This is a genomic window from Helicobacter rappini, from assembly GCF_900198625.1.
Lineage (GTDB): Bacteria > Campylobacterota > Campylobacteria > Campylobacterales > Helicobacteraceae > Helicobacter_A > Helicobacter_A rappini.
This window is the reverse complement of record NZ_FZPK01000038.1, coordinates 57,209-71,894: the sequence shown is the minus strand read 5'-3', so window position 1 is coordinate 71,894 and position 14,686 is coordinate 57,209. Positions and strand designations below refer to the sequence as shown.

Here is a 14,686-nt window from a genome sequence, read left to right as displayed (position 1 = left end):
CAAGTAGGCGATACTTCTATCACAACCAAAGGAGACTCTGTTATAATAAAAGCTGGTGGCATAGAAGTAGTTATAGATTCTAATGGTTTAGTAGTGAAAGGTGGGGAGGTTAAGAGTGAGTAGAATCTATGAGTGCTTTAGTAAATAATATCCATAGAACATAAAACTAAAAGGAGATTCCAAATGACAAAAACATTCTTTATTATTTTAACTATGGTGTTTCTAAGCCAAAGTATTAATGCACAATCCCCAAAAGAAGCTAAACCTAGCTTTGATTGTGCTAAAGCAACTACAAGAGTAGAAAAGATGATATGTAGTGATTCTAGCGGAGAGTTACAGAATCTAGATAAGCAACTTTTTGAAAGCTACCAAGCAATAAAAGCAAAACTTGATAAAAATGACAAAAAAGCATTGTTAGATTCTCAAAAATCTTGGCTCAAGACACGAGAGAAGTGCGAATCCAAAGAATGCCTAAAAGAGCTTTTGCAACATAGAATCAAAGAACTACAAAATTACACAGCACACACCAGGCAATGTGTGGCTTGGGACTTATGAATTGCAACAAAATCTTTATTTTGGATGGTTTAAAATACAAAAATGCGATACAAATAATATTTGCGAAATCAAATATGAAGCTATCCTCAATAAAAGTGAATTTAATGATATGCATATCTGCGGAGAAGTTTTAATGAAGCTTGGAATCAAAAATAACAATAAAGCCATTGCATATTATGATGGGGAAGAAAAATGCAGATTGAACTTGGAGCTTAATAAAAACGGGATTTTAATCACAGAGCAAAAACCCAAAGATTGCTATATGGGCTGTGGAGCTGGGACAGAAATTAGTGTAAATAGCTTATATCATAAGGAATAATCAATGCTTTATGATATTAAAGAATTAAATGAAAATGATTATAAAAAAGAGTGCACAAGACTTCTTATTGCCTTTGAAAATCTAAATTATAAACAAGAAAATGCTATACATATTGCGAAAAATGTAACCATTGGTTATGGACTTGATTTAAAGACGGGAAGTAATCCAAAGTTACTTTTAGAAGGATATTTACTGGATGATTCTAAAAAACTTAAAATAGGAGATGAAGAATTAACTTTTTATGAAATTATAGAAAAATATAGAGCCAATAAGACAGGTTTTACAGACCCAAAGATAGTAAAAGGTTATTTACAAAATAGAGTGTTTAATTTTTCACTTACACAGGAACAGGCTCAAAAGGTGTTAGAAAGAACTTTTGATTCGTATAAAAAGTATGTATCACAATACATTAGCGATAGCTTGTTAAGATATAGCCAAGAAAAAGCTTCTTTGGTTTTTTTACATTATCATGGCAGATTTAACAACATCAAAAATAGTGTTCGAAATTCTATTATCAAAAATTCAAGATTCCTATCGTGGTTTATTTTAAGATATAAAACAAATATTAATACTTATGTAGGATATATTGCTAGAAGTGCAGATGAAGCAGATATTTATCTATCTAATCCAAACATTAATAAAATAAGTCTTATATTTGATATATTTTCTCACTTAAATATAAGGAAAGAAAGTATTAGTTATAGGAAGTATAAATATGATGAAAGTATTAAGAGTTACACCTCTCACAATAAAAAAGATATATTGTTAGAATTAGCACTTTGGTATGAAAATGATTTAGATTTTATAAGATTTAATTCGGCGAATAAAGTTAGCAACATAAGCAAAAGTAATATTACTAATATTATCTCACAACTCACCAAAAAACCTATCAATAATATCACCACCATCCTCCACCCCTACCTAACCTACATCAACCAAACATTTGCCAAAGGTGCTGTATCAGAATACACATTAAATAATATTTATGTTCTTAAAGAAATTAAAGATTGTGAGAATCTAAATGTTGCTTTATCTAATAGAAATGATACAAGGGATTTTACTCCACTGCTTATTATCTGTCTTAAACCAAATACACAATCACATCAAAATATTGACACTTATAGCATAGAACAAACAAAAAATACATTTATAAGCATAGTAGTATTTGAGGGAGCAAAGCTTAATATTAATACAATTGATACACAAAAATCTGAAATTTTATATGCTCGATTAAAAGATGAAAATACAATAGAGGTAATACATTTGCAAGGCTCACATCAATCAATGATTTTAGAATCTTTTGTCATTCCTATATTCCTAATTGTTAGCATATTGCGACTAAACATAACCTAATGCTATATTCAAAAAGTCAAATCATAGCATATAAATTACAAGATAATGCTTAAGATATTTTAAGTCAAAAGGGCTAATTATACAAAATCTAGTCTTACTGCTCTCCATCAATAATCTTAAAGCGTTTTGCAATCATTTTAAATGTTGGCGGTAAAATAAGCAGTGTGAGTGCTGTTGAAGTGGCAAGTCCGCCAAGCACAACGACTGCTAAGGGCTTTTGGACTTCACTGCCAACACCACCGCCAATAAGCATAGGCACAAGTCCAAGTGCTGCAATACTTGCCGTCATTAAGACCGGTCTAAGTCTTCTTTTTGCCCCCATTTCTACTGCCTCATCAATGCTGTGTCCCTTTTTAATAAGCTGGACAAAATAGCCCACCATAACAAGCCCATTTAACACGGCAATACCAAATAATGCGATAAAGCCTACACTCGCTGGTACTGACATGTATTCACCTGATAGATATAAGGATATTAAGCCGCCTGTTACTGCAAATGGAATGTTTAATAGAATCATGAGTGAAAGCGTAATAGAGCGGAATGTAAAGAATAGAATAAAAAAGATGACTAAAATGCTTAGTGGGATAACAGTGCTAAAGCGTGCGTTTGCCCTTTGCTGGTTTTCAAACTGCCCACCATAAGTGAGGCTATAACCATCGGGCAGTTTTACTTCCGCACTAATTCTTGCCATAGCTTCTTCTACAAAGCCACCTAAATCCCTATCTTCAACATTACTTCTCACAACGCCCACACGACTGCTTTGCTCTCTCATAATGCTAATTGGACCATCAACTGCCCTAATCTCTGCGACAGAGTTAATAGGCACAACCAAGTCATCTTCAGAGCTTAACTCTAAGCCTTGAAACTTTGATACATCATAGGCAATATCGCTTGATTGACGGATAAGCACAGGTGTCCTTGCAAAGCCTTGCGGTATATAATCGATAAATAAGCCCTCCAATGAGCTTTTCATAAATTTTGAAAACTCTTCGACACTAATATTTGTTCGTGCCATTTTCTCTCGCTGTGGCGTTACATAGAAGTAATTTACACCTTTATTCAATGCGGTATAGACTTCCTTACTACCCCTTATATCCTTTAATATATCAGCGATTTGTGTGCTTAAGCTATTTAACTCATCAATATCAGAGCCAAAAATCTTAATGGCTACATCACCACGCACACCTGTTACCATTTCGCTAATACGCATGTCAATGGGCTGGGTTACAATAAATGTAACACCTTTAAAATCTTTTACAGCATTATGTATTTTATCAATTATTTCTTTTTTGTTTTTTGCTTCCCACTCATCTTTTGGCTTTAAGATGATAAAAGAATCTGATTGATAGAATCCAGCTAAATCAAGTCCTAACTCATCAGCACCAGCACGCGTAATAATGGTTTTAATCTCAGGGACAGAATCTTTAATTTGCTTTGTGATTCTAAGTAAAATATCACGCGATTCATCAATAGAAGTCGATGGTGTCGTCTCAATGGACAATACAATATCGCCCTCATCAAGTGTAGGCATGAAAGCCTTACCAATATAGGGGAAAAGTGAGAAAGCAAACACAAGAAATACAAGTGAGCCAATCATTACAATACGACCATTATTTAAGCAAAACTTAAGCATAGGGTGATATAAATACTCAATCCCACGCAATAAAATCGTTTCTTTATGCGGCTTTGACTTTAATACAAACGAACACATAACAGGGATAACCGTGATAGAGAGTATAAGAGAGCCAATAAGAGCATACACAATAGTCTCTCCCAAAGGCACAAACATTTTCCCCTCTAAGCCTTCTAGTGTGAGAATAGGCACAAAAAATACGATAATGATAATAATCCCACTTACAACAGATGGGGCTATCTCTTTTGAAGCACGATAGATTGTGTGAATCTTTGTGAGATTTTGCTCATGGCTTAATCTCTCAAAGGCGTTTTCTACCACAACAACCGCAGAATCTACTAAGATTCCAACAGCGATTATAAGCCCACCTAGACTCATTAAATTCGCACTTAAGCCATTTTTCTCCATTAACGCAAAGGCAACGGATAAAGCAAGGGGTAAAATAACACTCACAGCAACAGCCGCGCGCAAATCCCCTAAGAATAAAAATAAAACGATAACAATCAATACAATGGCTTCTGCAAGGACTTTAATCACGGCATCTACTGCCTTTTGTGTTAAATCAGATCGATTGTAGAAAGTATTTATTTGCACATCTGGAGGGAGATTAGCCCGAATTTCATCAAGCTTTTTTTCTACCATTTCAATGGTATTTTTCGAGTTTGCCCCCCTTAATCCTAGCACGATTCCTTCAGTCGTTTCTCTCTCGCCATCTATTGTTACAAAGCCTAGTCTTGTGCGATGATTTTCTACCACTTGAGCGAAGTCTTTTATCCGCACATAGCCATTTTGCGTAGGCATTGAGATATTTTCAATGTCTTTAATGTTTTTTGCTGCACTTTCAATTTTTACAAGATACATTTCACCGGGGCGATTGATTATCCCTGCACCATCATTTTTTAGATTCTCACGCAACACAGATTCTAACTCTGATATAGAAATCCCAAGCTTTGCCATATCATGAAAATCTGGAATCACAACATAAGCCTTTGCAAAGCCACCATAGCTACTCACATCGGCTACACCCTTGATACTTCTTAGGGCTGGACGGATAGTAAAGTCAAGCAGCTGCCTTTTTTCAGTTTCTGTGATATTACCCTCGATGGTAAACATATACATATCACTCAAAGGCGTTACAATCGGGGCTAAACCACCACTCACACCTGCGGGTAATTCAGACATAGCAGTGCTTAGTCTCTCACTCACCATTTGCCTTGCGATATTCATATTTACAGAATCTTCAAAGTTAATGGTAATATCAGCAATAGCATATTTACTTGTGCTTCTTAGTGAAGTCTGCCCTTGTAATCCTAGCAATTCAAGCTCTAAAGGTCGCACCACACGATTTTCTACTTCTTCAGGGGAAGCCCCGGGCATTTTCATAATGATTTTTACTTGCGTAGAGCTTACATCAGGGAAAGCATCGATTGGGATTCTCACAAAGCTAAACACACCATAGGCGAGTAAAAGACATGCAAGGATTGTAACGATAATCTTTTGTCGCAAAGAAAATTCAATGATTTTTGTAAGCATACTACCACCTTCTTATGAATACCATTTGCGCTATAGTAAATTTTGGTAGTATCGCAAGCTGCTTTATAAGGCCTTCTTTCAATCGTTCGTAATCGCTAGTTTGCATAGTTTGAGGTCTATTTGGTTTTAGTTTTATTGTGATTGTAACGCTATTTGTCTTTTCATCATACGCTGTGTGAAGTGGCACCATGTCGTCATAAAACACACTTGTTATTGCACCTTCTAGTGGCACAATAATCTGTTCTACTGTCTCAAGCGGAGTGATATTGCTGACTATTTTTATGGTAAAAGTATGCCATTTTATGTCATTACTAAGGCAGGGTATTTGCATAAAAGATTTATATTGCAAATCCACTTGTTCCACGACACATATATGCTCCGTTTGAGATTTATATACTTCCACCTTGTTATGCTCTGCATCTGCCTGTAAGGCAACATTAAGCAAAAAAATCTTAGCAAATCCTGCTATACAATTAATGACCATTGCCATCACTCCCATCTTCACCTAGTCCAGCCATAACACCTTTAAGTAAAACAAGTGAGCCTTTTGCCACTTTTGTGCCAACTTTTAATCCATCTCCCTCTACCACAGCTGCACCATCTCTCTCTTCTAAAATGTTTATAGTAGTGGGCTTAAATCCATTTTCTACTTGAATAAATGCAAGATAGTCATTATCATATTTAATCCAGCAATCATCAGGTATCACAACTGCACTACCACCTACTGACCCTGCCACATAAATCTCTACTATCTCACCGACTTTAAAGCCCTTTGCCTCCACTCTTGCTACCGCACTAATGGTATTTGTCTGCTTATCAATAACACTTGAAATACTCTCAATTATGCCTATTTTATCGCCCTTATCATTAAATACAGAGAATCCTTGCTGCACGCTTTTAAGCCTATTTTGCGGCACTCTTATGCGTAAAAGCACATTGTCATTATCAGGCTTTGCAATCCTTATATAAGGTGTAAAAGCGGGGATCTTTTGTCCAATCTGCGTTGGCACAACGCTTAATGTCCCACTACCACTAGCGCGAACAAGAAAGCCATATTGCCCGCGTGGATTATCTGGATTAATACCAAAGATATTAAAAGATGAGCGGATTTCATTCATTTTCAAACGAAGCTCATTCATAGTAAGATAGCTTGTTTGATACGCTCTTTGTGAGATAACCCCTTGCCGTAATAAGTCTTTATCTTTCCTTTCTACTTCTTGTGCGATTTGGAATCTACTGCGAGTATTTTGCAGTGAGAAGTAAAGCTCACTCAAAGCATTTGAGCTAATCTCTACAATAGGCTCTCCCTTTTTCACACTCTCACCAGCCCTTTTATAGAGATTCACCACGACAACTTCAAGGCTTGAATTTTGCGTATAACCATCTTTATCATCAAAATCTACTACTGCAGAGAAAGGCACACCCCTTTCATTTGAAGTGTTTTTAATAGTAAATATTCCAACGCCCATTGCCTTCATTTCAGAATCTTTTAAGCTTATCGCTTCATATTTTGCTGTATCCGCATAAAGCGGTATAAAAAATATGCTAAATAGCACAAAAAGATTCTGTAAAGATTTATAAAAGTTTGCTTGTATCATGGCTTTTCCTTTCATCTTTTTAATCTATTTTTGTGAAACTCTCGCCTAAAGTCTCTTCTAAAAGTGCAACTATATCAATGTATTTTATCTGTGAATTGACAAGGGCAATTTGTGAATCTACAAATGCGTTTTCTTGTGTGATATACTCAAAAAGAGTAACCTGCTGTGCCTCATAGCCCAAGCGATTAAGCTCTGCTAAATGCTGCTTTGCTTGTGTGTTTTGCTTTGCAATGTCAATGTATTTTCTTTGCAGGGCTAATTCTTGCAGATATGCTTTTGCTTTAATGGCAATTTGCTTTTTTGTAATATTTGTCTTTGCAAGTGTGCCAGATTCTAAAGCCATATATTTTGCTTTTAAATGCGATTGTTTCCTTGTAACAGGCAGGGGAATCGTAGTCTGCAAAGATGGATTATAGCTTGATAGTGAGTGATTTACCCCTATGCCTATTTCTAAATTCCCCCATAGATTCTGTCCCTCATATTGTGCTAGAGATTTATATTCTTTTGTTTGAGAATCTAGTATTTCAGTATAAAGTGAAGATTGAATCTTTTGGTCTAGCAAACTCTGCTGCATGTCGATAAATTGAAACTCTAAACCTTTTATAATAATCTCATTATGCTTTGTATCGCTATCATCATTTTCTATATTTTCTATGCTATGCAATTCCTTTTCAATCGCATATAGCATATTTGTATTATCTTTATTTGTTGAGATATGTGCGTAATGCTGTTTATCTAAACCCATAAACATAAAAAGATTTTTTTGTAACTCTAAAAGCTCATTTCTCACCGCTACACTCGCTAGAGTAGAATCTAGATAAGCCACCTCAAAGCTTACATAATCTTTTCTACTGATACTCCCGCCCTCTAGCCTTTTCTTTGCGATATGAAGTAGTTTTAAAAAGTTTTCTTCCCTTTTAAGATAATAGCGATATTTCTCTTTTGTAGCCACATAGGTAAGATAAATGCGTTTTGCATTGATAAAGTTAAGATTTCTAAGCAGATTATGTGTCTTTTGATATTGCTCCCCTTTTGCTTGCAAGCTTTGTTTTAAAAGGGCATTTACCCACCAGAGTTTTGGTTTAGCAACGATTGACATATCCCATTCTACCCCAGATTTATTGGTGTCTTTCGCTGTGTTTCCACTTGCCTCTATTGTAGGATATTCCCATGCAATACTTGATTTTCTTTCAGCCAGCATACTTTCAAATTGTGCTTTATTATCGATTAATGAAATTGCATGTTTATCAATGGCTTTTACAAAGTCTTGCAACTCAAAAGTTTGTGCAAAAAGTGATATGTGATATACACAAAAAAAGCCAATCACATACATATATTTTCGTAGAAAACCCTGCGTTGTCTGCACTCATTCTCCCTTTGTGTTGTGCCTTAATTTGCTACTCTAAAATATTGAATTTATCCATAGAAAAAGTAATAAATCTCAAAAAATAAAGCTTTTATTTTAGTATAAAAAAGTTATCATTATATCATTTCACTAATATTTTACAAAAATTTTACATTAGAGTGAAACATACATTTTATAAAAAGCTGTAATTTTGTTATAGTTATACATAACTTTATATCTAGGATAGCTATGCCACTTTTTAAATGCAATTATCAAAGCATAAACACGCAAGGTGTGCGATACATCTTTGCTAAAAACACAGAGGAAGCAAAGCAAAAAATGTTGCAAAAAAATTTCCTTGTTACAAATATAAACGAAGTTAGCCTTTTTATGCGATATGGTAATAAAACACAAGAACTTGAAAGGATTTTTTGGCAGCTTGGGTTTAGCTACACTTCGGGTTTGCATTTAATCTCTATTTTACAATCCATAAAAAAAGAACTATATTTTAAGGAAAATGCGGCGTTATTGCAATCTATGATTCATGCACTAGAAAAAGGCGATACGCTTTCTAGTGCCTTGCAAAAGCATATAAATACTTGCGGGAGTCTTGTGGTAGCGTTATTTAGCATTGGTGAAAAGAGTGGATTTTTGCAAGAGACTTGTGAGTTATGTGCGAAAGAAATATCACAGAAAAACTCATATATACAAGCTTTGCGTAATGCTATGATTTACCCATTGTTACTTGCATTAAGTTTTTTATGTGTATTTTTTGTGCTTGCTTTTTTTGTGATTCCAGAGTTTGCTAGTCTTTATAATGAATTGGGTGCGAATTTACCTTTTTTGACAGAACTTACTCTTAAAATATCTAGCTTTTTACAAAGTTATATATTTGAGATACTTGCTTGTATTCTAATTTTTATTATTTTTTGTTTTATATTTTTGAATAAAAACTTAGTTAGAGATAGAATCTTATTGCATACTCCCTTCATTAATCATGTAGTAACTGATTATTGGCTTTATATATATTTTTTGGGGTTACATTATTTTTTAAAAAGTAAAGTGCCATTTATGGATAGTATTGTGCAGTGTGAAAAATTGATACACAATAGCGTATTGCAACAAAAAATTTCCCACTTGAGATTTATGCTAGACAAAGGCATACCGCTAAGTCAAGCCCTAAATAGCATTGATATAAAAATCGCAAATATCGCATTACTACAAAGTGGAGAACAAAGCGGAATGCTAGATAAAGCCCTAGAATTGAATGCAAGATTCTATAAAGATAGATTCACGCAATCCCTGCAAACTTTGCAAATACTCTCGCAACCTTTTGCAACAATTATTATGGGAATCCTAATCGCAGGACTTGCATATAGCATAGTAGCACCCATGTGGCAGCTTTTAGAAGTAGCGATTTAGATTCTATCTCATTTGCGTAGGCGTTGGGTTTGGGGTGCAAAAAAATGAATCTTAGATTTTATGAAATTAGTTTGGTGAGGAGTTTGTTTTATGCTTTAGCCTCCACTCCCATATATGTTGTATGAGTGGCTAAATGGATTGCAAGGTTTATTGACAAAGAGTGTGCCAATTATTTATTTCATCTTTTTCGATGTCGTTTTTAACTTTTGTTAAATGTGAGTTTGTAAGAGCTTTACCACTCATACATTTTCCATTTACAAGTTTTCCTTTTTGAGCGGTGATTTGCCATAAAAGTTTATGTTCTGTTACATATTTCCCTTGCACGAGTTTATTTTGAAGGGTATAGTATTTTATGATTCCATTTGGTTCATCTTCTGTAAATGGAATTTCGATAGCCAATTTACCATTTTCATAATACCATTTTCGCATTCCTTGTTGTTTGCCATTTGAATATGTAGTTGCTAATTGAATGTTGCCGTTTTTATAGTATTGCTTATAACTTCCATGAAATTTATCATTTTTAAATGTCGCTTCCCACTGAAGCATACCATTTTCATAATAAAATCTTGCTATACCCTCCATTTTATCATTTTTAAATAAAACTTCTTTTTCAATATTTCCATTTTCGAAATAATATTTCGCAAGACCTTCTATCTTACCATTTTTAAATGGTCTTTCTTGTTGCAGTTGTCCACTTGGATAATAAGATTTCGAAACACCTTCATGCTTATCATTTTTAAATGTAGTTTCAAATTGCAATTTACCATCTTCGTGATACCATTTTTCCACGCCCTCCTGTTTATCATTTTTATAAGTTCGTTCTCCCATTATATTTCCACTAGCATAATATGTTTTTGCTTCACCTTCTTTTTTACCATTTTTGTAGGGGATTAAATCATAACTACCATCCTCGTAAATTTCTTTATACACACAACCCTGCATTCTCTCTTCTTCTGTTATACAAGTTTGTGTTTCTTTTTCTGTGTTGATTTCGTTATTTGTAGAATTGCTTATGGAATCATTTATAGAATCTTTTGTTTCACCACTTTTATTTGAATCTGTGGTTTCACTATCGCTATGACACATTTCGCTAACACCCGCTTTACATGCGTAGTAGTCGCCATTGCTTGAATCATGTATATTATAATAAAGTTTAGATAAAGTATTACATGCCTCTTTGTTTCCATTATCACAAAGCTTTGTTAAAAGTGTGTCATATCTTTTTAAACAACTCTCACCATAATCACACATTATCGCATCACTTGCTACATCAGCATAGCTAAATATAGCTAGACTTAAAAATATTACTACTCTTTTCATATCAGTCCCTTTAAAATTAGAATCTTTCAAATCTTGTTGTAATAATCTTACTAAATAAGACTAAGGCAACAAGATTCTATACAAACAAATAAAGCATATAGCAATTAATACTATAAGCTTAGAATCTTTTTAAATCTTGCCATTTTGAGCCGTAGGCAAACAATCTTTTTAGATTTCATATTAGATATTTCGCTTCGCTCAATATGACAATTATTTAGAATCTAGCACATTTCAAAACACATTGCGGAAGTATCTTTGAGATAAAATCGTGGTTTTCAAATGCAAGGCAAAATAAAACCACTCAACGCAAACCTAGATTCCGGCAATTCTAGGATTTTTGATGAGAAATGTGGGCTGCAAGAAAAATTTCAAGGGAGTTACCTTAAAGGGTAATGACCGCAGAAATTTTTCGCCGCTCCCGCATTTATCGCAAAAAGCTGAATTGCCAAACCAAAGAGACAACGCAATCAGTTTTCATAGCTACTAGAAATCGCCCTAAGCCTCCCCACCGCCTTCTTAAACACTTCAATCGTGTAATCAATCTCTTCACTTGTAGTAAATCTGCTTAAAGAGATTCTAATAGCTGTATGGGCTAACTCCTTATCCGCTCCAATGGCTACCATTACAGGATTTGCCTCCAAGTCTTCACTCGCACACGCACTGCCCGTTGATGCAGCAATCCCAGCCTTGTTTAAATCCCACAGCATTGCTTCACCCTCAATGCCTCGCACACTGATGAGTGTCGTGTTTGGCACACGATTTTCTCTCGTGCCAACGACAAACACATCAGGTATGCTTAAAAGTGCGTCTTCTAGCCTATCTCTAAGCTTTCGCACTTGTGTAAGCTCAAAGTCTAGGTAGTCTGTGGCAAGCTTCATCGCCTCGCCCATACCGATGATATAAGGCACATTGAGTGTGCCAGAGCGTCTGCCCCGCATATGCTCACCGCCGTGTAAAAGCGGGGTAAGCTCCACACCCTTTCTAATGTAAAGCCCACCAACGCCCTTTGGTCCGTGAAACTTATGCGCTGAAAAGCTTAGAAAATCCACATTTGCCTTTTTCACACTCACAGGAATCTTACCGATAGCCTGCACCGCGTCAGTGTGGAAAAGCACACCTTTTTGTCTGCATAATGCACCGATTTCTTCAATAGGGAAAATAAGCCCGGTCTCATTATTCGCCCACATTATGCTAACAAGTGCGGTATCTTCCCGCAGGGCTTCACGCACTTGCTCGGTAGTGATTGTGCCCTGTGCGTTGATAGGCAGATAAGTAACCTCAACGCCTAAAGATTCTAAAAAGCTACAAGTTGCCCTAACTGCGGGGTGTTCCACCTCCGTGGTAACAATATGCTTCTTACCCTTTCTCACAATCTCATCAAAATACACGCCTTTAATCACCCAGTTATTTGACTCTGTCGCACAAGAAGTGATGATAATATCATCATTATCGTCCGCATCAATGCCCTTATACAGCTTCTCTATGGCTTCAGCAATCGCTGGGTGCGTCTCTGTGCCGTATTTATGCAAACTATTTGGATTCCCAAACTTTTCGCAAAAATAAGGCTCCATCAATGCCTTAATGCTAGGGTCTAGCATTGTCGTGGCATTGTTATCTAAATAAATCCTTTGCACTATTATCTCCTACTTTAAAATTTCACACAAAGAAATATAGCAAAAGTGTGTCATTTTATCTCGCAAAATCGGCAGTTTTTAGGAAATATATTTAAATGTGTAAAATATTTACACATTTAAATTATGTCTCATGTTTGTCGTTAATGTAATAGAGATTCTAAATAAATTTTGTATGGCATTACAAGGGGTAAAATCAAGAATTATAGAATCTGTGTTAAAAAATCCTATAGTTGTATCTATGAATCTTTATTGTGTAAAACCTTAGGTAGTGTAATGCCCTTTTGTCCTTGATATTTGCCTTTTTTATCTTTATAGCTTATCTCACAAGGCGAATCGCCCTCTAAAAATAATACTTGAGCTATGCCTTCATTTGCATAAATCTTTGCTGGAAGTGGCGTTGTATTTGAAATCTCAATGGTGATATGCCCCTCAAACTCTGGCTCAAAAGGCGTAACATTCACAATTATCCCGCACCTTGCATAAGTGCTTTTGCCAAGGCAGATAGCAAGCACATTGCGTGGCATTCTAAAGTATTCTATCGTGCGTGCAAGGGCAAAAGAGTTTGGCGGCACAAGGCAGTAGCCCTTTTCACTCGCATCGACTTCTACAACATTGCGTTCATCAAAGCTTTTAGGATCAACCAAAGTCGCACCGATATTTGTAAAAATCATAAATTCACTACCCACGCGAATGTCATACCCATAGCTTGATAGCCCATAGCTTACGATATTTTGCCCCACTTGCTTTTCACAAAATGGCTCAATCATACCCTTTTTGCTCATCTCTTTAATCCATAAATCAGACTTTAAACCCATGATAACCTACCCATCAAAAATACCAAGAATTATAGCAAAAACAAATCTCATTCACTCTCAAAATGTGAAAAATCAAGCAAGATATAACGCAATGGAATCTGCAAGAAAAAAATCATTCGCATAGATTCTATTGTCATACTCATAGCATAAATTACTCTCAATCACATATTTTAGCTTTGTTTTATTTAGCAGACTTTTTTCTACACCGATTTCACTTCTAAAACCCATGAAAATAGATTCAAAATTGAGATCATTTTGACTTAGCACTTCTTCTTTTCTTTGAAATGGATTAGTGATATATTGCTCTAAGTTTGGTGTGGCAAAATAACGCACAGAATCCACTCTGCCAACAGAACTCGCCCCAACGCCAAGATATGCCTCTCCATTCCAATAGCCTAGATTATGTTTGCATTTATTTTTATACGAAAAATTTGATACTTCATATTGCCTAAAACCTTTTTTTTGTAAAAAATCACGCACAAATACACCAAAACTCTCCCTAGATTGCAAAGAATAAGCCTTTCTATCGCCAAAACGAGAATTAGAATCTATGCTTAAACTATATGCAGAAATATGGCTAATAGGCAGTTTTAGGGCAGATTCTAACTCATATTCTATGCGCTCATTTGTATCAAGTTTGCAATCATAGATTAAATCAAGGCTGATATTTTCAATATGCTTATAAGCAATGTCAAACGCCCTACAAATATCATCATAGCTATGCACTCGCTCAAGCATTTGCAGTTTATCATCATAGAAGCTTTGCACCCCAATGCTTAATCGATTCGCCCCAAGCCCCTTTATCTCGCTAAGCCAAGAGTGTGTAATTAAGTTTGGATTCATCTCAAAAGTAATCTCACAATCACTCGCACACAATGGCATTAAAAGATTAAATATCTCTTTATAATGTTTGGAATCTACAAAGTTTGGTGTGCCACCGCCAACAAAAATGCTTGTAATCTTTTTTACACTAAAATGCTTTAATGTGTGCTTTATATCCTTTAGTAATGCTTGAAAATATGGCGTAATCATATTCTCTTTATTGACTTGTGAGAAAAACGCACAATACCCACATTTAGAATCACAAAATGGAATGTGTATATATAAAAGCAAAGAAATCCTTTTTATATGTGAGTTGTAAAATCTAAAGATATACAAA

13 protein-coding genes are annotated in these 14,686 nt (G+C 35.2%); 5 read left to right on the top strand and 8 right to left on the bottom strand.

Annotated features, from left to right (window positions below):
• The first annotated feature begins 183 nt into the window (after nucleotides 1–183).
• From C6H17_RS13015 to C6H17_RS08105, 3 genes are read left to right on the top strand one after another with little or no spacing between them, the layout of a single operon-like run.
• Nucleotides 184–555, top strand: a complete 372-nt coding sequence (locus C6H17_RS13015; RefSeq protein ID WP_005220097.1) for a lysozyme inhibitor LprI family protein — start codon at nucleotides 184–186, stop codon at nucleotides 553–555.
• A 1-nt stretch (nucleotide 556) separates the two neighbouring features.
• On the top strand, nucleotides 557–874 hold the full coding sequence (locus C6H17_RS13010) for a hypothetical protein (RefSeq protein ID WP_051355122.1): 318 nt from the start codon (nucleotides 557–559) through the stop codon (nucleotides 872–874).
• Nucleotides 875–877: 3 nt separating this feature from the next.
• Nucleotides 878–2,227 (top strand): hypothetical protein, encoded by a 1,350-nt coding sequence (locus C6H17_RS08105; RefSeq protein WP_020995775.1) that lies wholly within the window; start codon nucleotides 878–880, stop codon nucleotides 2,225–2,227.
• A 94-nt stretch (nucleotides 2,228–2,321) separates the two neighbouring features.
• Here the strand turns inward: C6H17_RS08105 and C6H17_RS08100 are convergent, their stop codons facing one another.
• Genes C6H17_RS08100 through C6H17_RS08085 form a run of 4 tightly spaced genes read right to left on the bottom strand, consistent with a single transcriptional unit; the run spans nucleotide 2,322 to nucleotide 8,357 of the window.
• On the bottom strand, nucleotides 2,322–5,393 hold the full coding sequence (locus tag C6H17_RS08100; protein WP_005219910.1) for an efflux RND transporter permease subunit: 3,072 nt from the start codon (nucleotides 5,391–5,393) through the stop codon (nucleotides 2,322–2,324).
• 1 nt (nucleotide 5,394) lies between these two features.
• A complete protein-coding gene (locus tag C6H17_RS08095; protein WP_040463166.1) occupies nucleotides 5,395–5,883 on the bottom strand; it encodes a hypothetical protein in 489 nt (162 codons plus the stop codon).
• Entirely contained in the window at nucleotides 5,867–6,991 is a 1,125-nt protein-coding gene (locus C6H17_RS08090; RefSeq protein ID WP_020995777.1) for an efflux RND transporter periplasmic adaptor subunit, read from the bottom strand. Before C6H17_RS08090 ends, C6H17_RS08095 begins: the two co-directional genes overlap by 17 nt.
• Nucleotides 6,992–7,010: 19 nt before the next feature.
• Nucleotides 7,011–8,357 (bottom strand): TolC family protein, encoded by a 1,347-nt coding sequence (locus tag C6H17_RS08085; RefSeq protein ID WP_020995778.1) that lies wholly within the window; start codon nucleotides 8,355–8,357, stop codon nucleotides 7,011–7,013.
• 228 nt (nucleotides 8,358–8,585) lie between these two features.
• Between C6H17_RS08085 and C6H17_RS08080 the strand changes: the two genes are divergently transcribed.
• Nucleotides 8,586–9,758 carry a type II secretion system F family protein gene (locus C6H17_RS08080; protein ID WP_005219914.1) on the top strand — a complete coding sequence of 391 codons (1,173 nt, stop codon included), beginning with the start codon at nucleotides 8,586–8,588 and terminating at the stop codon, nucleotides 9,756–9,758.
• 147 nt (nucleotides 9,759–9,905) lie between these two features.
• Here C6H17_RS08080 and C6H17_RS08075 read toward each other — a convergent pair whose 3' ends face one another.
• Nucleotides 9,906–11,078 (bottom strand): toxin-antitoxin system YwqK family antitoxin, encoded by a 1,173-nt coding sequence (locus C6H17_RS08075; protein WP_020995779.1) that lies wholly within the window; start codon nucleotides 11,076–11,078, stop codon nucleotides 9,906–9,908.
• A 340-nt stretch (nucleotides 11,079–11,418) separates the two neighbouring features.
• On the opposite strand from C6H17_RS08075, the gene C6H17_RS12520 reads away from it, so the two are divergent.
• Nucleotides 11,419–11,565, top strand: coding sequence for a hypothetical protein (locus C6H17_RS12520; RefSeq protein ID WP_190318784.1), 147 nt, complete (start codon nucleotides 11,419–11,421; stop codon nucleotides 11,563–11,565).
• On the opposite strand, the gene C6H17_RS08070 is transcribed toward C6H17_RS12520, so the two are convergent.
• The 3 genes from C6H17_RS08070 to hemW all read right to left on the bottom strand — a co-directional run bounded on the left by C6H17_RS08070 (nucleotide 11,546) and on the right by hemW (nucleotide 14,640).
• The gene (locus C6H17_RS08070) at nucleotides 11,546–12,715 is read right to left on the bottom strand and encodes a NifS family cysteine desulfurase (RefSeq protein WP_040463169.1); all 1,170 of its coding nucleotides are present in this window, start codon (nucleotides 12,713–12,715) and stop codon (nucleotides 11,546–11,548) included. The two genes, C6H17_RS12520 and C6H17_RS08070, sit on opposite strands and share 20 nt — an antisense overlap.
• Before the next feature lie 233 nt (nucleotides 12,716–12,948).
• The gene (gene dcd, locus C6H17_RS08065; protein ID WP_004084145.1) at nucleotides 12,949–13,527 is read right to left on the bottom strand and encodes a dCTP deaminase; all 579 of its coding nucleotides are present in this window, start codon (nucleotides 13,525–13,527) and stop codon (nucleotides 12,949–12,951) included.
• A 72-nt stretch (nucleotides 13,528–13,599) separates the two neighbouring features.
• Entirely contained in the window at nucleotides 13,600–14,640 is a 1,041-nt protein-coding gene (hemW, locus tag C6H17_RS08060; RefSeq protein ID WP_005219917.1) for a radical SAM family heme chaperone HemW, read from the bottom strand.
• Nucleotides 14,641–14,686: the final 46 nt, after the last annotated feature.